The 16,861-nt window shown below is 72.7% G+C and carries 17 protein-coding genes; 12 read left to right on the forward strand and 5 right to left on the reverse strand.

From position 1 onward, the window contains the following. Positions 1 to 78 precede the first annotated feature (78 nt). The 3 genes from PCA76_RS24970 (at position 79) to gltX (ending at position 4,178) form a co-directional block, all read left to right on the forward strand. Entirely contained in the window at positions 79 to 1,428 is a 1,350-nt protein-coding gene (locus PCA76_RS24970; RefSeq protein ID WP_272612870.1) for a GH1 family beta-glucosidase, read from the forward strand. Beyond that, entirely contained in the window at positions 1,425 to 2,702 is a 1,278-nt protein-coding gene (locus PCA76_RS24975) for an MFS transporter (protein ID WP_272612871.1), read from the forward strand. The genes PCA76_RS24970 and PCA76_RS24975 overlap by 4 nt, the downstream gene beginning before the upstream one ends. A 66-nt stretch (positions 2,703 to 2,768) precedes the next feature. Then, positions 2,769 to 4,178 carry a glutamate--tRNA ligase gene (gene gltX / locus PCA76_RS24980; protein WP_272612872.1) on the forward strand — a complete coding sequence of 470 codons (1,410 nt, stop codon included), beginning with the start codon at positions 2,769 to 2,771 and terminating at the stop codon, positions 4,176 to 4,178. Positions 4,179 to 4,351: 173 nt separating this feature from the next. Here the strand turns inward: gltX and PCA76_RS24985 are convergent, their stop codons facing one another. Further along, on the reverse strand, positions 4,352 to 5,002 hold the full coding sequence (locus tag PCA76_RS24985) for a copper resistance CopC family protein (RefSeq protein ID WP_272612873.1): 651 nt from the start codon (positions 5,000 to 5,002) through the stop codon (positions 4,352 to 4,354). A gap of 220 nt (positions 5,003 to 5,222) precedes the next feature. On the opposite strand from PCA76_RS24985, the gene PCA76_RS24990 reads away from it, so the two are divergent. Then, a complete protein-coding gene (locus PCA76_RS24990) occupies positions 5,223 to 5,873 on the forward strand; it encodes a hypothetical protein (protein WP_272612874.1) in 651 nt (216 codons plus the stop codon). 85 nt (positions 5,874 to 5,958) lie between these two features. On the opposite strand, the gene PCA76_RS24995 is transcribed toward PCA76_RS24990, so the two are convergent. Then, positions 5,959 to 6,288: a hypothetical protein gene (locus tag PCA76_RS24995; RefSeq protein ID WP_272612875.1), complete on the reverse strand. Its 330-nt coding sequence runs from the start codon at positions 6,286 to 6,288 to the stop codon at positions 5,959 to 5,961. Positions 6,289 to 6,500: 212 nt separating this feature from the next. After that, the gene (locus PCA76_RS25000) at positions 6,501 to 7,043 is read right to left on the reverse strand and encodes an orotate phosphoribosyltransferase (RefSeq protein WP_272612876.1); all 543 of its coding nucleotides are present in this window, start codon (positions 7,041 to 7,043) and stop codon (positions 6,501 to 6,503) included. Between the two features lie 119 nt (positions 7,044 to 7,162). Here PCA76_RS25000 and PCA76_RS25005 point away from each other — a divergent pair, with 119 nt between their 5' ends. The 7 genes from PCA76_RS25005 (at position 7,163) to fabF (ending at position 13,929) form a co-directional block, all read left to right on the forward strand. Continuing rightward, the gene (locus PCA76_RS25005) at positions 7,163 to 8,368 is read left to right on the forward strand and encodes a sensor histidine kinase (protein ID WP_272612877.1); all 1,206 of its coding nucleotides are present in this window, start codon (positions 7,163 to 7,165) and stop codon (positions 8,366 to 8,368) included. Next, positions 8,365 to 9,066: a response regulator gene (locus tag PCA76_RS25010; protein WP_272612878.1), complete on the forward strand. Its 702-nt coding sequence runs from the start codon at positions 8,365 to 8,367 to the stop codon at positions 9,064 to 9,066. Before PCA76_RS25005 ends, PCA76_RS25010 begins: the two co-directional genes overlap by 4 nt. A gap of 24 nt (positions 9,067 to 9,090) precedes the next feature. Beyond that, positions 9,091 to 10,428 (forward strand): PucR family transcriptional regulator, encoded by a 1,338-nt coding sequence (locus tag PCA76_RS25015; RefSeq protein ID WP_442930157.1) that lies wholly within the window; start codon positions 9,091 to 9,093, stop codon positions 10,426 to 10,428. A gap of 78 nt (positions 10,429 to 10,506) precedes the next feature. Continuing rightward, entirely contained in the window at positions 10,507 to 11,433 is a 927-nt protein-coding gene (locus PCA76_RS25020; RefSeq protein ID WP_272612880.1) for an ACP S-malonyltransferase, read from the forward strand. Continuing rightward, entirely contained in the window at positions 11,430 to 12,374 is a 945-nt protein-coding gene (locus PCA76_RS25025) for a beta-ketoacyl-ACP synthase III (RefSeq protein WP_272612881.1), read from the forward strand. The genes PCA76_RS25020 and PCA76_RS25025 overlap by 4 nt, the downstream gene beginning before the upstream one ends. Before the next feature lie 86 nt (positions 12,375 to 12,460). Further along, positions 12,461 to 12,700 (forward strand): acyl carrier protein, encoded by a 240-nt coding sequence (locus PCA76_RS25030; protein ID WP_030330276.1) that lies wholly within the window; start codon positions 12,461 to 12,463, stop codon positions 12,698 to 12,700. A gap of 2 nt (positions 12,701 to 12,702) precedes the next feature. After that, positions 12,703 to 13,929, forward strand: coding sequence for a beta-ketoacyl-ACP synthase II (gene fabF / locus PCA76_RS25035; RefSeq protein ID WP_272612882.1), 1,227 nt, complete (start codon positions 12,703 to 12,705; stop codon positions 13,927 to 13,929). Between the two features lie 87 nt (positions 13,930 to 14,016). Here the strand turns inward: fabF and PCA76_RS25040 are convergent, their stop codons facing one another. After that, positions 14,017 to 14,235 (reverse strand): hypothetical protein, encoded by a 219-nt coding sequence (locus tag PCA76_RS25040; protein ID WP_272612883.1) that lies wholly within the window; start codon positions 14,233 to 14,235, stop codon positions 14,017 to 14,019. Between the two features lie 134 nt (positions 14,236 to 14,369). Here PCA76_RS25040 and PCA76_RS25045 point away from each other — a divergent pair, with 134 nt between their 5' ends. Then, on the forward strand, positions 14,370 to 15,035 hold the full coding sequence (locus tag PCA76_RS25045; RefSeq protein WP_272612884.1) for a lipoprotein: 666 nt from the start codon (positions 14,370 to 14,372) through the stop codon (positions 15,033 to 15,035). 22 nt (positions 15,036 to 15,057) lie between these two features. On the opposite strand, the gene PCA76_RS25050 is transcribed toward PCA76_RS25045, so the two are convergent. After that, positions 15,058 to 16,794 carry a glycoside hydrolase family 3 protein gene (locus PCA76_RS25050; protein WP_272619602.1) on the reverse strand — a complete coding sequence of 579 codons (1,737 nt, stop codon included), beginning with the start codon at positions 16,792 to 16,794 and terminating at the stop codon, positions 15,058 to 15,060. Positions 16,795 to 16,861 lie beyond the last annotated feature (67 nt).

Raw genomic sequence — 16,861 nt, forward strand, 5'->3', positions numbered from 1 at the left:
GCGCCATACCGGCCTATGGCGCATTCATCGAGAGCGCCCTAAAGTCCCGAGCACGTTTCACGTTGACCGGGAGGGCGCATGTCGACCGCACCGATGCCCCAGTTCCCCACCGGCTTCCGCTGGGGCGCCTCCACCTCGGCCCACCAGATCGAGGGCGCCACCACAGCCGACGGACGCGGTCCGTCCATCTGGGACACCTTCGCGCACTCCCCCGACCGGATCAGCGACGGCAGCAGCGGCGAGGTGGCCTGCGACCACTACCACCGGCACACCGAGGACGTCGCGCTGCTGGCCGGGTTGGGTGTCTCCGCGTACCGGTTCTCCATCGCCTGGCCCCGGGTCCAGCCGACCGGCGCCGGCCCGGCCAACGCGGCCGGCCTGGACTTCTACGACCGCCTGGTGGACGAGTTGCTGGCCGCCGGCGTCGACCCGGTGGCCACCCTCTACCACTGGGACCTGCCGCAACCCCTCGAAGACGCCGGCGGCTGGCTGCACCGCGACACCGCCGCCCGCTTCGCCGACTACGCCGATAAGACCGCCGCCCGGCTCGGCGACCGGGTCCGGCTCTGGATCACCCTCAACGAGCCGTTCATCCACATGAGCCTCGGCTACGGCATGGGCGTGCACGCCCCCGGCCGGATGCTGCTCTTCGACGCCTTCCCGGTCGCCCACCACCAACTGCTCGGGCACGGGCTCGCCGTCGCCGCGCTGCGGGCCCACACCGCCAGCCCGGTGGCGATCGCCAACAACTACTCGCCCGTGCGGGTGCTCGGCGACCGCGACGCCGACCGGGCCGCCGGGGAGGCGTACCAGGCGCTGCACAACCGGCTCTTCACCGACCCGCTGCTCGGCCGCGGCTACCCGGAGCTGCCTGGCTTCGACCCGAGCGTCGTCCACCCCGGCGACCTCGACACGATCGCCGCACCGATCGACGTGCTCGGGGTCAACTACTACAACCCCACCGGCGTACGGGCCGCCGAGGAGGGCTCGCCACTGCCGTTCGACCTGGTGCCGCTGGACGGCTATCCGCGGACCGCCTTCGACTGGCCGGTGGCCCCCGACGGGCTGCACGAGCTGCTCGGCTGGCTGCGCGACACGTACGGGGACGCACTGCCGCCCATCGAGATCACCGAGAGCGGCTGCGCGTACGACGACGCACCGGACGCGGACGGGCAGGTGGCCGATCCGGAGCGGATCGCGTACCTCGACGGGCACCTGCGGGCGGTCCGGGACGCCATCGACGACGGGGTGGACGTGCGCGGGTACTTCGTCTGGTCGCTGCTGGACAACTGGGAGTGGGCCGAGGGGTTCACCAAGCGCTTCGGCCTGGTACACGTCGACTACGCCACCCAGACCCGTACGCCGAAGTCCTCGTACACCTGGCTGCGGGGCGTGATCGCGGCCTCCCGGGACGGGTCGGCGCGGTGACCACCCTCGACCCGACGCCGGCGTCGCTGCCGGCCGCGCTCGCCGATCCAACCGTGCCGGTACGACGCGGCTGGATCGGGTTGATCTTCGCGGCCAACCTCGGGGTCTGGATGGCGTTCTTCACGCCCATCCAGGTGCTGCTGCCGCAGCAGATCGAGCAGATCGCGCCCGGCGACAAGGAGAACATGCTGGCCGTGGTCACCGGCCTGGGCGCGTTGGCCGCGGTGCTGGCCAACCCGCTCGCGGGCGCACTGTCGGACCGGACCTGCCTGCGGATCGCCGGACGGGAGTTCGGCCGCCGGCACGTCTGGACCGCGGGCGGGGCCGTGCTCGGCGCGGCGGCCCTGGTGTTGCTGGCCCAACAGCGGACCATCCTCGGGGTCGCCCTCGGCTGGGTCGCCGCCCAGGTCTGCTTCAACGCGATGCTGGCCAGCCTCAGCGCCGCCATCCCGGACCGGGTCCCGGTGACCCAGCGCGGCGGTGTCTCGGGTTGGGTGGGCATCCCGCAGGCGCTCGGGCTGGTGCTCGGCGCGGTACTGGTCACCGCCGTGGTCACCGGCAACGCCGCCGGCTACCTGGCCATCGCCGTGGCCATCCTGCTGCTGTCGCTGCCGTTCGCCCTGTTCACCGCCGACGAACCGCTGCCGCGTACGCACCGACCGGCGCTGCGGACGCGGGCGCTGCTGGCCTCGATGTGGATCAGCCCGCGTCGGCACCCGGACTTCGCCTGGGCCTGGATCACCCGGTTCCTGGTCCAGCTCGGCAACGCGCTGGGCACCCTCTACCTGCTGTACTTCCTCACCGACGGGGTGCACCACCCCGATCCCGAGGCCGGCCTGCTGGTGCTGATCCTGCTCTACACGCTCGGCATGATGCTGACGGCGGTGATCGCCGGCCGATTGTCGGACCGTTCCGGGCGCCGCAAGATCTACGTGATCGTCTCCGGGCTGATCATGGCGGTGGCGGCGCTGCTGCTCGCGGTCGCACCGGTCTGGCCGATGGCGATCGTCGCGGCGCTGCTGCTCGGCGCCGGCTACGGCGTCTACCTCGCGGTGGACGCCGCGTTGATCACCCAGGTGCTGCCCCGGGCCACCGACCGGGCCAAGGACCTCGGCGTCATCAACATCGCCAACTCGGCGCCGCAGGTGCTCGGCCCGGCGCTCTCCGCCCCGCTCGTGGTGTACCTGGGCGGTTACCCCACGCTCTACGCGGTCACCGCCGTCGTCACCCTGATCGGCAGCGCCCTGGTCGTCAAGATCCGCTCGGTCCCCTGAGTCTGCGGGCCATGGCGGCAGGGGGGCCTGAGGGAATCCGGTCGACGGTCGCCGTAGGCTGGGGACGTGACAGTCCGTGTGCGTTTCGCCCCTTCCCCGACCGGTATGTTCCACGTCGGCGGCGCCCGCTCGGCGCTGCAGAACTGGATCTACGCCAAGCAGCAGGGCGGCGTGTTCGTGCTGCGCATCGAGGACACCGACGCGGCGCGCAACAAGCCCGAATGGACCGAGGGCATCCTCTCCGCGCTGGACTGGATCGGCATCTCCCGGGGCAGCTACGAGGGCCCGTACTTCCAGTCGGCGAACGCCGGCGAGCACCGGGCCGCCGCCGCCCGCCTCCACGACTCGGGCCGCGCCTACTACTGCGACTGCACCCGCGAGGACGTGCAGGCCCGCACCGGCTCGCAGTACCAGGGCTACGACGGCTACCACCGCGACCGTGGCCTCGGGCCCGGCCCGGGGCACGCGCTTCGCTTCCGTACGCCCGACGAGGGCGTGACCGTGGTGGTCGACCTGATCCGCGGTGAGCCCACCTTCGAGAACAAGCTCATCGAGGACTTCGTCATCGCCCGGGGCGACGGCTCGCCGGTCTTCCTGCTGGCCAACGTCGTCGACGACATGACCATGGGGATCACCCACGTGATCCGGGCCGAGGAGCACCTGCCCAACACCCCCAAGCAGCAGCTGCTCTGGGAAGCCCTCGGGGTCAAGCCGCCGATCTGGGCGCACGTGCCGGTGGTGGTCAACGAGAAGCGGCAGAAGCTCTCGAAGCGCCGGGACAAGGTCGCCCTGGAGGCGTACCGCGACGAGGGTTACCTCGCCGGCGCGATGCGCAACTACCTCATGCTGCTCGGCTGGGCACCCTCCGGGGACCGGGAGATCGTTCCCTGGTCGGTCATCGAGGACGAGTTCCGGCTGGACGAGGTCAACCTCTCCTCGGCGTTCTTCGACGAGAAGAAGCTGCGCGCGTTCAACGGTGAATACATTCGCGCGCTGCCGGTGGCCGAGTTCATCGACGCCTGCCAGCCGTGGCTGACCGGCTCCGGGACCATCGCGCCGCCGCCGTGGCAGCCGGAGGAGTTCGACGCCGACGCGTTCGCCGCGGTCGCCGCGCTGGCCCAGACCCGGATCACGGTGCTCAGCGAGATCGTGCCGAACGTCGACTTCCTCTTCCTGGCCTCGCCGCTGATCGACGAGGCCGCCTGGGCCAAGACGATGAAGGACGGCTCCGCCGAGCTGCTGGACGCCGCCGTCGCGGCGTTCGAGACGCTGGAGTCCTGGGATGCCGAGTCACTGAAGTCGACGCTGGAGGCGGTCGGCGCCGAGCGTGGCCTCAAGCTCGGCAAGACGCAGGCGCCGGTCCGGGTCGCGGTCACCGGCCGCACGGTGGGCCTGCCGCTGTTCGAGTCGCTGGAGGTGCTCGGTCGCGAGCGCACCCTGACCCGGATGCGCGCCGCCCGGCTCCGCCTGGTCTGACCGCAGGCAGGGCGGAGAGTCGGGCCCCGACGACCCCTCCGCACAGCCTTTGCTCTGCTTCACTCCAGGCAACACCGACCGTTCGAATATCGGACGGTCGGTGTTGCCTGCGTTGAAGCAGAGCAAAGGGCGGCACGAGAGCCGCCGGTGAGTCACCGCGCAACGCCCGCCGCTCAGCCGCGGGCGGAGCGGCGGCGGAGCACGAGGCCGGCCCCGAGGGCGGCGAGCAACACCAGGCCGCCGAGCGCCCAGAGCAACCAGCGACCGCCGGAGTCGGACTGCTCCCGCGCCACCGGCACAGTGGACGTCGTCGGGCTGCCGGGGGTCGCCGACGCAGGCCCGGCAGAGGGTGAGCCGGTGGCTGACGCGCCGGCCGAGGGCGGCCCGGCCTGGCCGGTGTCGTCAGTGGCCGACGGCGAGGCGGACGGGTCGGCGGCGGTGCCTGTGGTGAGGGTGAACCGCACCTCACCCTTCACCGGGTGCCCGTCGGTGGACGCGAGCTGGTAGCCGACGATGTAGAGCCCTGCCGCAGCCGGCTTGAACGGCACGCGCACGCGACTGCCGTCGAATGCCGGCGGGCCGCCAGCGACCACATTGTCCGGCCCCGTTATTGTGATCTTCGTCGTAGCCGGTGCCGGCTTGGCCAGGAACCGCAGCTCGATCCGGGCGGGTGCCGTCGCCACTCGGGCACCGTCGCGCGGGTCGCTGCCGGTCAGCGAGTTGTGCGCGGCGGCCGGTGTCGCCGGCATCAGAAACGACACACCGAACGCCACGCCGAGCACCACTGGCACGACCCGGGCCGTACGTGTAACCCTGCCCCCCATGAACCCCTCCGTAAGGGTACGATCCGCCCGCTGATCAAACGGCTCCTCATTAGTCGAGCAGAGATCGCAGATAGTTCCAATTACTGTTCGACAAGCTGCAACTTATCGACGTTTTGCGGAGTCTGTAGGTAGTGAGCCCGACCATCCGGTCGGCGCCGCACCGGTGGACCGGTCCGGACGTCACAACGAAGCCATCCATCGAACGGGGCGAGGAGGCGGGATGGTCCGACAGATGAGGCGGTTGGCCGCCGTGCTGGCGGGGGCGCTGGCGGCGGCACTACTATCGATCGGCAGCGCAGGCACGGCCTCGGCGGCACCGAAGCCGGCACCCGCCGGAGTGGACATCACCGGCGTGGGGTTGTCCGAGCCGCTGCGGCTGCGCGCGGACACACAGCCCGCGCACGTGGGCGCGGTCATCGACCAGGTCAACTTCCTCGCACGCATCGGCACGCCGACCGGCCCGAAGCCGGCCGACCTCGGTCCGAAGTACACGGTCGTCGTGCTCGCCGGTGAGACGCCGAAGCAGACGTACGACCTCTATCCCAAGGCGGCCGGTGGCCCGCGGATCTACCGGCCGGCGAAGCAGCCGGACACCCGAAAGACCAGCGCCGGTTGGTTCCTCGGTCGGCTCAGCATGTCCGAGACCCTGCGCACCGCCGGTGTGCCGCTGGAGCGGCAGTTCGACACCGTCAGCGGCGGCGTGGGCGGCGGCGAACGGGTGCTCCCGGAGGACACGCTCGACCCCGCGAAGGACCTCGACGAGGCACTCGGCGACTTGCAGCGCCTGCTGCTGCTCAACGTCGGGGTGATGCTGACGATCACGGTTGGCCTCGCCGGGATCGCCCTGCTGATCCGCCGACGCACCCGCTGACCTGTCCCACCGCTGACCTGCTCCGGGTCGGCGATGGGGCATCAGCCGTGCCGGCCTCGCGGATCGTTCTCTCGCGCGACGGTGGTCAGCACCAGCGGCGCGGTGGGCGCTCCCGCCTGGTGGCCCGCGGACGCGGCCGGACCGGGCCGTGCCGGTGCGCCCCGGCCCAGCCGGGAAGTTCGCTCAGGCAACCAGCCGGGACGTCTGTGCCGTGCTCGGCGAGGGCTGCGGGCTCGGCGGAGCGCTGGCGCGGGAGCGTGGTCTCCTCGTCGGTCCGGCCGACGAGCGGCTCCACCGGGTGCGACGGCGCACCGCCGACCGGCCGGCGGTGCTTGCCAGCCGCCTGCGGGTCGTGGTGTCCCGGCCGGCAGGGCTCCCCCTGGGCGCAGCCCTGCTCGGCCTCCCCGTGCGCCATTCCCGGTCTCCTCACGCTCGCCTCACCCCCGGGTGCTCCCCCCGACGTGCCCTGTCACCGTACTGGCCGGGACCGACGGGCCGCGCGCAGCGTACCTGCGGTCAGGACCGGCCAACCCACGACGAACGCGGTGAGTGCGGGATCCGGTTGCGCAGTTCACAGCTTCTTTTCGCGTCGTTCACCCGGAGGGTCGCGCTTGGGGGTCGCGGCGGTCAGCGAGTCCGGTGGGCCTCCAGGTCCGCCCGACTGAAGAGCGCCCGCAGCGCCACCCCGTGTCCGGCGAGCGCCTCCGCGCCGCCCTCGGCCCGGTCGATGACGCACAGGGCGTGCTCCACCCGCGCACCCAGGTCGCGTAGCTGGCCGGTGGAGATGACGACCTGGCCGCCGGAGGTGACGACGTCCTCGACCACCAGCACCCGCCGGCCGACCAACTCCGCCCCCTCGGCCAGCCGGGCCGTCCCGTACGGCTTCGCGGTCTTGCGGACGAAGGCGCAGGGCAGCCCGGTGTGCCGGCCGAGCGCGGTCACCACCGGGATCCCGCCCATCTCCAGCCCGGCCAGCACCTCGGTGTCCGTCGGGACCAGGGGCGTCAACTGGGCGGCCACCCGGTCCAGCAGGCGGGGATCCGCCTCGAAGCGGTACTTGTCGAAGTACTCGTCGGCGGTCCGGCCGGAGCGGAGCACGAACGTGCCGGTCAGCCGGCAGGTCGCGTCGATCTCGCGAGCCAGCGCGGCCCGGGTTTCCACATCAGTCATGATGATCATTCTCGCGCTTCCGGGACACGGTGCGCGTACGCCTTTCGGCGCATGTCGACGCCGTCGGGCTCCTCCTCCGGTCGGTGTCCGGGCGTCTGCGGCTGTGGTGGGATCGTGGGATGCGACCGCCAGCCTGGCTCGGCTCCGGCACCCTTGCCCGCGACCTCGCGCTCGCTGGCGCGTCGCTCGCCGGCGGCCTGGTGCTGTACGCCCTGGGTTGGCAACCGCAGATTCGTCCGAACGCGGACGCGCCGTCGGCGCTGTTCCTGCCCCCGCTGCTGGCGATGTGTGTGGCCGTGGGCCTGCGCAGAGTCGCCCCACGCACCAGCCTGGCCACAGGCACCGGGGCGCTGGTCGTGGACATCGCGCTCGGCGGCTCCCTGGGGACGATCCTGATCTACACCCAGGTGCTCTACGACGCCTGCGTGTACGGCCCGCCACGTCTGTGGCGGTGGTTGCTGCGGGTGACCATCGGGCTGAGCCTGGTCGGCGCGGTCGTCGGCGTACTCGTCTTCGGCCAGTGGCGCGGGGTCGCCGTCGGGGTGCCGGTGGTGCTGGCCGGGCTGCTGCCGGTCCTGACCGGAATCAGCGTGCGGCAGTACCGCGACCAGGCCGCCGCCGAGCGGGCGCGGGCCGAGCAGACCGCCCGGCTGGTCGAGTTGGATCGCAGGCAGGCGGTCAGCGCCGAGCGGGCCCGGATGGCCCGGGAGCTGCACGACGTGGTCGCCAACCACCTCAGCGCGGTGGCCATCCACGCCACCGCGGTGCTGTCCGTACCCGGGCTCGATCGCGGCCAGGTCGAGTCGGCGTTGCGGGTGATCCGGGAGAGCAGCGTGCAGGGCCTGACGGAGATGCGGCAGATGATCGAGCTGCTGCGCGAGCCCGGGACCAGCGGTGGGTCGGCGACGGCGGGCGACGGCGCGGCGATGTCGGAGGCGGTCACCGCGCGGCTCGCCGAGGCGGACAGGTTGGTCGAGCGGATCAGGGCCGCCGGTCTCGCGGTGCGGGTCCGCACCGATGGCACGCCGGGTCCCCTGCCGGTGGGGGTGGACCTCGCCGCGTACCGGATCGTGCAGGAGTCGCTGACCAACGCGCTCAAGCACGGCACGGGTGAGGCGGAGCTGACGATCGCGTACCAGCCGGCGGAGGTGGTGCTGACGGTGGAGAACCCGGTGCGCCGGGGCGGGGCCGGGTTGCCGGGCGCCGGGGCCGGGCTGATCGGGATGCGGGAGCGGACCACGCTGCTGGCCGGTCGGTTCACCGCCGGGCCGCGGGACGGCCGCTGGCGGGTCCGGGCCGCACTACCCACCGGGGAGGGGCGGTGACCGGGCCGGCGGGGTCACCGAGCGACGCGCTCGCGGCGACGGTACGGGTGGTGCTCGCGGACGACCAACCGGCGGTACGAGCCGGACTGGCCCTGATCCTGGGCGGTTCGCCGGGCCTCGAAGTGGTCGGCGAGGCGGCCGACGGTGACGAGGCGGTACGGCTGTGTCGGGAGTTGCGTCCGGACGTGGCGGTCCTGGACGTACGCATGCCCCGTCGGGACGGGATCTCCGCGACGCGGGCGATCGTCACCGACGGGCTCGCCGACGTGCTGGTGCTCACCACCTTCGACCTCGACGAGTACGTCTTCGGCGCGTTGCGCGCCGGCGCGGCCGGGTTCCTGCTCAAGGACACCGACGCCGATGGTCTGGTCAGCGCGGTGCGTACGGTGGCGCGTGGCGACGGCTTCATCGCCCCCGCGGTGACCCGCCGGTTGATCGCCGCCTTCGCGGCCACCGCGCCGGGCGCGTCGGCGGGCACCCGGGCGGCGCTGGGCACACTCACCCCGCGCGAGCGTGACGTGCTGGCCTGCCTCGGCCTGGGCCTGTCCAACCAACAGATCGCCGATCGACTGGTGCTCGCGGAGAGCACCACCAAGACGCACGTGAGCCGGATCCTGGCGAAGCTGGACCTGCGCAGCCGGGTGCAGGCCGCGATCCTGGCCCAGGAGTTGGGCCTGCCCACTCCCCCGGAACCCTGAGCGGGGTCGGCGGGCCCGCCGACCGTGGCGCGCGCTCCGGCCCAGCTGACCGGTGCCGACGTGGTTGGCCTGCTCACGACGTGTCAGGCTAGGGCGGTGAGCGCGCCGAGCGGTGGAGAGCTGTCGGCCACGCTGCGCCGGATCGAGCGTTCGGCGGGGGCGTTGGCCACCTCCAGCGTGGCCCGGATGGACGAGACGCTGCCGTGGTTCCGGGCACTGCCGGCCGACCAGCGCTCCTGGGTGATGCTGGTGGCACAGGCGGGCGCCCGGTCGCTGGTGCAGTGGCTGCGCGATGGCGGCGGCACGGCGGACAGCACCCAGGAGGTCTCGGACGAGGTCTTCGCCGCCGCCCCGCAGGCGCTGGCCCGGTCGATCACCCTCCAGCAGACCGTGGCGCTGATCAAGGTGACCATCGACGTGGTCGAGGAGCAGGTGTCGCACCTGGCCGCGGAGGGCGAGGAGCAGCAACTGCGCGAGGCGGTGCTGCGCTTCTCCCGGGAGATCGCGTTCTCCGCCGCCCGGGTGTACGCGCGGGCGGCCGAGTCACGCGGCGCGTGGGACGCCCGGTTGCAGGCCCTGCTGGTCGACGCGCTGCTGCGCGGTGACTCGCCGGACGTGCTGGCCAGTCGGGCCGCCGCGCTCGGCTGGGCGGATGCGCCGCCGGTGGCGGTGGCGGTCGGCCGATCGCCCGGCGGGGAGGTCTCCGCGGTGCTGCACGTGGTCTACCGGCAGGCCCGCCGGATCGGCGTGGAGGTGATCGGCGGGGTGCACGGTGACCGTCTGGTGATCGTGCTGGGTGGCGCGGCGGACCCGCTGACCGCCACCGCCAAGCTGCTGAGCGCATTCGGGGACGGCCCGGTGGTGGTCGGTCCGGCCGTACCCAGCCTGGACGAGGCGACCGAGTCGGCGCGGGCCGCGCTGTCCGGTTTCCGGGCGGCGCCGGCCTGGCCCGGTGCTCCTCGGCCGGTGCCGGCCGGGGAGCTGTTGCCGGAGCGTGCCCTCGCTGGCGACGCCGAGGCCCGTCGGCGGCTGCGGCACGACGTGTACGCGACGCTGGTGCGCGCCGGCGGCGAGCTGCTGGCGACCCTGGACGCGTTCCTGGCCGCCGGTGGCACGCTGGAGAGCGCCGCCCGGGCGCTGTTCGTGCACCCGAACACGGTGCGTTACCGGTTGCGTCGGATCGCCGAGGTGACCGGGTTCTCGCCGTTGTCTCCCCGGGACGCGTTCGCCCTCCAGGTCGCGCTGACCGTCGGTCGGTTGGATCCGGTTGCCCCGCTCACCTCGCCTGTCCCGACTCAGACAATGACCCCGGCCAACCGGAAAACCACCCAAATTGAGGATGATCCCCGCCGATCTTTGTAGGAAACCTCCAAAGGTCCTAGTGTGGTTTGGTCGGAGGCGGCACAGCGTTACCCGCGCGTATCCAGGAGAGTCATAGGCGTGCTCGCCGTACTTAGTCCCGGCCAGGGTTCTCAGAAACCCGGCTTCCTGACCCCCTGGCTCGACCTGACCGGCACTGAGGCGCGGCTGCGCGAGTGGTCGGCGTTGGCCGGGGTCGACCTGATGCATCTGGGCACCGCCGCCGACGCCGACGAGATCAAGGACACCGCCCGCACCCAGCCGTTGCTGGTCGCCGCGGCGTTGCTCGCGGCCGAACACCTGCCGCTGGACGGCGTCACGCTCGCCGCCGGGCACAGCGTCGGCGAGTTGGGCGCCGCCGCCCTGGCCGGTGTGCTGTCGGCGGAAGCCGCGATCACCCTCGCCGGCGTCCGCGGCCGGGAGATGGCCGCCGCCTGCGCGCTGGAGCCGACCGGAATGGCCGCGGTGCTCGGCGGCGACCCCGACGAGGTGCTCGCCGCGATCGAGAAGCACAACCTTTACCCGGCCAACCGCAACGGCGCCGGGCAGATCGTCGCCGCCGGTGCGCTGGACGGGCTCGACAAGCTCGCCGCCGAGCCGCCCACCCGGACCCGGATCATCCGTCTCCAGGTGGCTGGCGCGTTCCACACCCCGTACATGGCCCCTGCCGAGACCGCGCTCGCCGCGGCCGCCGCCGGGATCACTCCCGCCGACCCGGCCCGGACCCTGCTGTCGAACCTCGACGGCACCGCGGTCGACAACGGCCCCGACCTGGTGCGGCGCCTCGTCCGCCAGGTCACCGCGCCGGTGCGCTGGGATCTGTGCATGCGTACGCTGGCCGACCTCGGGGTCACCGGCGTGATCGAGCTGCCACCGGCCGGCACCCTCGCCGGGCTGGTAAAGCGGGAACTCAAGGGCGACGGCGCCCCGGAGATCGTCACCCTGAACACCCCGGACGACCTGCCGGCCGCACGGGACCTGATCGCCCGCATCGGAGGTCGCTCATGACTGGCAGTCGCATCGTCTCGATGGGGCACTACCAGCCCTCCCGGGTGGTGACCAACGACGACATCGCTCAGCTCGTCGACACCAACGACGAGTGGATCCGGGACCGGGTCGGCATCGTCAGCCGGCGGATCGCCGACAGCGAGACGGTGGCCGACATGGCTGCTGCCGCTGCCGGCAAGGCACTGGCCAACTCGGGCCTGACCGCCGCCGACATCGACCTGGTCGTGGTCGCCACCTGCTCCTCCATCGACCGCAGCCCCAACGTGGCCTGCCGGGTCGCCGCCAAGCTGGGCATCACCGCGCCGGGCGCGTTCGACGTCAACACCGCCTGCTCGGGCTTCGCGTACGCGCTGGGCATCGTCGACCACGCCATCCGGGCCGGTGCGTCGCGCAACGCGCTCGTCATCGGCGCGGAGAAGCTCTCCGACTTCACCGACTGGACCGACCGCTCCACCTGCATCATCTTCGCGGACGGCGCCGGCGCCGCGGTGGTCACCGCCGCCGCCGACGACGAGCCGGCCGGGATCGGCCCGGTGGTGTGGGGTTCGGCGCCGGAGAAGAGCGACGCGGTCCGCATCGAGGGCTGGCGCCCGTACATCCAGCAGGAGGGGCAGTCGGTGTTCCGCTGGGCCACCACGGCGATCGCGCCGCTGGCCCTACAGGCGTGCGAGCGGGCCGGCGTCGACCCGTCGGAGCTGGCCGCGTTCGTGCCGCACCAGGCCAACGCCCGGATCATCGACGGCATCGCCAAGCGGCTCAACATCCCCAACGCGATCATCGCGAAGGACATCGTCGAGTCCGGCAACACCTCCGCCGCGAGCGTGCCGCTGGCCCTGTCCAAGCTGGTCGAGCGCCGGGAGGTGCCCTCGGGCGCACCGGTGCTGCTGTTCGGCTTCGGCGGCGGCCTGACCTACGCCGGGCAGGTCGTCCGCTGCCCCTGATGACCCCCTCGGACGCGCATGCGTCGAGGAGTGACGGTCGGCGACGCCGCCCGTCGGACAACCCCCGATGAAAGGAACCAACCGCAATGACCCGTGACGAGATCACCACCGGCCTCGCCGAGATCCTCGAAGAGGTTGCCGGAGTGAACCCGGACGACGTGGCCGAGGGGAAGTCCTTCACCGACGACCTCGATGTCGACTCGCTCTCCATGGTGGAGGTCGTGGTGGCCGCCGAGGAGAAGTTCGGTGTCAAGATCCCGGACAACGAGGTGCAGAACCTCAAGACCGTCGGTGACGCTGTCAGCTACATCGCGGCGCAGTCCTGATCATGAGTCGTCCTGACGTCGTCGTCACCGGGCTCGGCGCGACGACCCCGCTTGGCGGGGACGTCGCGTCGACCTGGGACGCCATGCTCGCCGGCCGCTCCGGGGTGAGTGCCCTCACCCAGGAGTGGGCCGAGCAACTGCCGGTCCGGATCGCCGCCCAGTTGGCGGTGGAGCCGTCCGAGGTGCTGGACCGGGTCCGACTGCGCCGACTGGACCGTTCCGAGGCGATCGCGATCATCGCGGCGCAGCAGGCGTGGGCGGACGCCGGCCTCGCCGGCTCCGACCTCGACGGGGAGCGGCTGGCCGTCAGCGTCGGCTCCGGCATCGGCGGTGCCACCACCCTGCTCGCCCAGGACGACATCCTCGAGGCGTCCGGGCCACGGCGGGTCTCCCCGCACACCATCCCGATGCTGATGCCGAACGGTCCGGCCGCCTGGGTCGGGCTGGAGCTGGGCGCCAAGGCCGGCGTGCACTCGGTCGCCAGCGCCTGCGCCACCGGCGCCGAGGCGATCGCCCTCGGCCTGGACATCATCCGCTCCGGCCGTGCCGACGTGGTGGTGGCCGGCGGCACCGAGGCGGTCATCCACCCGCTGCCGATCGCCGGCTTCAGCTCGATGCGGGCCATGTCGACCCGCAACGACGATCCGGAGCGCGCTTCCCGCCCGTGGGACCGGGGCCGCGACGGCTTCGTCCTCGGTGAGGGCGCCGGCATCCTGGTGCTGGAGCGGGCCGAGCACGCCGCAGCCCGGGGCGCCCGGGTGTACGCGCGCCTCGCCGGTGCCGGCATCACCTCCGACGCGTACGACATCGTGCAGCCGCACGCCGAGGGCGAGGGCGCCATCCGGGCCATCGCCAAGGCGATCGCGGACGCGGGTGTGGCCAAGCAGGACATCGTGCACGTCAACGCGCACGCCACCTCGACCCCGGTCGGGGACATGCTGGAGATCGGCGCGCTGCACAAGGCGCTCGGTGACCACCCGGTGCTGGCCGCGACGAAGTCGATGACCGGTCACCTGCTCGGTGCGGCCGGCGCACTGGAGTCGATCGCCACCATCCTGGCGATCCGCGACGGTGTCGTCCCTCCGACGATCAACCTCGACGACCCGGAGCCCGGCCTCACCCTGGAGGTCGCCGCGCACAAGCCCCGCCACATGGATATTCCGGCCGCGTTGAACAACGCGTTCGGCTTCGGCGGCCACAACGTGGCACTCGTCTTCGCCCGGCCCTGAGAGCCGGGGACGACTCGCGGGAGGACCGCTGACGGTCCCGCTCTGGACGTAGGGCCTCTCCTCACCGAGGAGGGGCCCTACGTCCGTTCAGGCTCTGTTGCGGGGGTGCTGCTTCGCGGTGCGCTCGTTGCCGTGGCGGTAGTTGCCCGTCCAGCGGGCCATCACCAATTGCGGGTCGTCGTCGACCTCGGCCAGGAACTCTGCTGCCCGAGCACCGCGCAGGGTGCCGGCCACCCGCCCGTGGTGGGTGATCACCACCGTGCCGTCGGCCCGTTCCACGTGCCGGAATCCTTCTGCCGCTCCCATCCGTGGAGGTTCTCAGACCGACCGGGGGCGAGGCGACCCGATTTTGGTTCGGCGCGAACGTGATCCCGATTGACGTCGGGACACCGCACGGCTTAGATGGGCCGACTGAAGATCGACTGACGGGGATCGACACTATGGACACTCGTACCCGCGTTGCCGTGTCGGCGGCGCTCACCCTCGGCCTGCTGGCCGGCTGCGGCGACGATGCCGACGCCCCCGCCGGGCGTACGGCCGGCAGCCCGACCCCGCAGGCCACGGGCGAGCCGTGGTACGACGAGGAGGCCTCCGCCTCGCCCAGCGGCACGACCGGTGGAACGGGCTCGCCCTGCCCGGTACCGGTGTCGTTTCCGCTGGCCGACGGGTGGACGGCGAAGGTGGTCGAGCCTCCCAAGGGCGAGCTGGCCGAGCTCGTCGGCGAGGCGCTCACCAAGCGTGGCGGCACCACTGTGCGCTGCGAGGTGGACGGCCGGAAGGCCGGCGGCGGATTCCTGCGGATCTGGGCGGCCGATGCGCCAGCGGTCGCGCCGCGCGCCGCGCTGGAGGGTTTCGCCACCGGGACCGAGGAGACGGTCAGTGGCCAGCAGTTCCGGGACCTCCGGGCCGGCGCCTTCGACGCCACGGAGATCACCTGGTTGACCACCAGCTCGTTGACCGAGGAGACGTCGCGGAGCTGGGCGCTGGCCGTCCAGTCGGCGGGGCAGACGCTGGTCTTCACGGTCGACGAGGGCCTGATCACCGAACGGACCGACGTGCTGCCGGCGTACCGGCTCGCGGTGCAGGGGCTCGCGACCGCCGGCTGAGGTCACCCGGAGTGCGGCGGGGTCAGCTGCTGGGGCAGGTCGTCGCGGGCAGGCCGGGCACGGTAACCGGGGACCGGCCGCCCGGCCGGGCCTTGCCGGCCAGCACGGCGGCAAGACCGGTCATCGACGCCTGGCTGGAGGAGTACGTGGCCAGCAACGTCGGTGACTTCGCTCCGGCCAGCACGTACGGGGTGTCCATGGCGACCGTGACCGCCGCGTCGGCGCGCAGGTCGCTGGCGCCGTCGCCGTAGCCCACCAGGTGCACGATCGTGCCGCCGCTGGGCTTGACCGGCACCCCGGCGGCGGTCAGTGCGGCGGTGAGCGCGGCCCGGGTGCCGTCCCGACCGGCGGAGGAGGTGACGGTGACCGGCCCAGGTACGGCGCCACCGCAGGTGCCCCGCAGCACGGTGACGGCGGCGGCGGCCAGCGCGTCGGCCGCCGCGCGGTGGGCCGGGGTGTTGAGCGTGGACATCTGCGCCGGCGGAAGTTCCGCGAGCCGGAACTTCATGGTCAGCACCCGGGTGACCGCCTCGACCAGCCGGGTCCGGGGCAGTGAGCCGCCGCGCAGCGCGGCGAGCAGCCCGTCGTACGCCTGACCGACGTTCGGGGTCATCAGGATGAGGTCGTTACCGGCGTTCAGCGCGCGCACCGCCGCCTCGCCGGGAGCCCACTGCTTCGCGGGCGGCATGTTCATCCCGTCGGTGATCACCACGCCCTTGAAGCCGAGCTGGCCGCGCAGCACGTCGGTGAGCAGCTTGTGCGAGAAGGTCGCCGGGGTGCCCGGGTCGATCGCGCGTGCGTCCAGGTGACCGGACATCACCGCCATCGCCCCGGCGTCGATCCCGGCGGTGAACGGCGGCCAGGCACCGCTCTGCAACGCCGCGGCGGACTGGGTGAGCACCGGCAGATCCTGGTGCGAGTCGTCGGCGCTGTGGCCGTGCCCGGGGAAGTGCTTCAGGGTGGCCGCGACTCCCACCGCCTGGAGGCCACGGACGGCGCCGCCCACCTGCACGGCGGCCTGCTTCGGGTCGGCGCCGTACGACCGGGAGCCGATCACGGTGCTGCGGGTGGCCAGCACGTCGGCCACCGGGGCGAAGTCGACGTTGATCCCCATCGCGGCCAGCTCGGTGCCGGCAGCCCGCCAGGCGGCCTCGGTGAGCTTCGGGTCGCCGGCCGCGCCCGCCGCGAGGGCGCTGGGCAGCACGGTGACGCCGTCGGTCACGCGGGTGACGACGCCGTACTCCTGGTCGGTGCCGATCAGGAGTGGCGCGGGGCCGGTGGCGAGCCGGCCGGCGGCGGCACGCAGCCCGGTGGTGAGCTCGTGCACCTGCTTCGGATTGTCGACGTTCGTGGTCTCCTGGTTGCCCTTGGTCGGGTCGTCGGCGCTGAAGCCGACCAGGATCAGGCCACCCAGCCGGTACTTGGTGATCATGTCGGTGGGGGTGTCGACCCCGGCGAGCGCCTGGTTACCGGCCGCCGAGCCGGCGGAGACCTTCGTCGCCGAGTCGCCGTAGGCGTACGGCATCAGCACCTGGCCGGCCAGGTCTTCGTCGGACAGCGTGGCGACCAGCGCGGCGGCACGGGCGGCGGGGTCGGCTGCCGGCGGCGCGGCGGAAGTGCTCGGGCCGGCGGAGGTGCCGGACGGGCTCGGCGTCGGTGTGGGGCGGTCCGGGGAACCCGAGCAGCCGGCGACGAGCAGGACGGTCAGGGCGGCGACAGCGACACGGGCTCGCCACGGGCGATTCGGCACGCCGTCTATCCCACCAGTTCCCCCTTATCGGGGCAACTTGACCCTACCGCCCGTGCATCCACAAGGGCGGCATGCG

This window comes from Micromonospora sp. LH3U1 (assembly GCF_028475105.1).
GTDB lineage: Bacteria > Actinomycetota > Actinomycetes > Mycobacteriales > Micromonosporaceae > Micromonospora.

Coding starts and splice junctions, on each gene's coding strand:
- PCA76_RS24970 (WP_272612870.1), top strand. CDS start 79: ATGTCGACCGCACCGATGCCCCAGTTCCCCACCGGCTTCCGCTGGGGC.
- PCA76_RS24985 (WP_272612873.1), bottom strand. CDS start 5,002: ATGGGGGGCAGGGTTACACGTACGGCCCGGGTCGTGCCAGTGGTGCTC.
- PCA76_RS24990 (WP_272612874.1), top strand. CDS start 5,223: ATGGTCCGACAGATGAGGCGGTTGGCCGCCGTGCTGGCGGGGGCGCTG.
- PCA76_RS24995 (WP_272612875.1), bottom strand. CDS start 6,288: ATGGCGCACGGGGAGGCCGAGCAGGGCTGCGCCCAGGGGGAGCCCTGC.
- PCA76_RS25000 (WP_272612876.1), bottom strand. CDS start 7,043: ATGACTGATGTGGAAACCCGGGCCGCGCTGGCTCGCGAGATCGACGCG.
- PCA76_RS25005 (WP_272612877.1), top strand. CDS start 7,163: ATGCGACCGCCAGCCTGGCTCGGCTCCGGCACCCTTGCCCGCGACCTC.
- PCA76_RS25025 (WP_272612881.1), top strand. CDS start 11,430: ATGACTGGCAGTCGCATCGTCTCGATGGGGCACTACCAGCCCTCCCGG.
- PCA76_RS25030 (WP_030330276.1), top strand. CDS start 12,461: ATGACCCGTGACGAGATCACCACCGGCCTCGCCGAGATCCTCGAAGAG.
- fabF (WP_272612882.1), top strand. CDS start 12,703: ATGAGTCGTCCTGACGTCGTCGTCACCGGGCTCGGCGCGACGACCCCG.
- PCA76_RS25040 (WP_272612883.1), bottom strand. CDS start 14,235: ATGGGAGCGGCAGAAGGATTCCGGCACGTGGAACGGGCCGACGGCACG.
- PCA76_RS25045 (WP_272612884.1), top strand. CDS start 14,370: ATGGACACTCGTACCCGCGTTGCCGTGTCGGCGGCGCTCACCCTCGGC.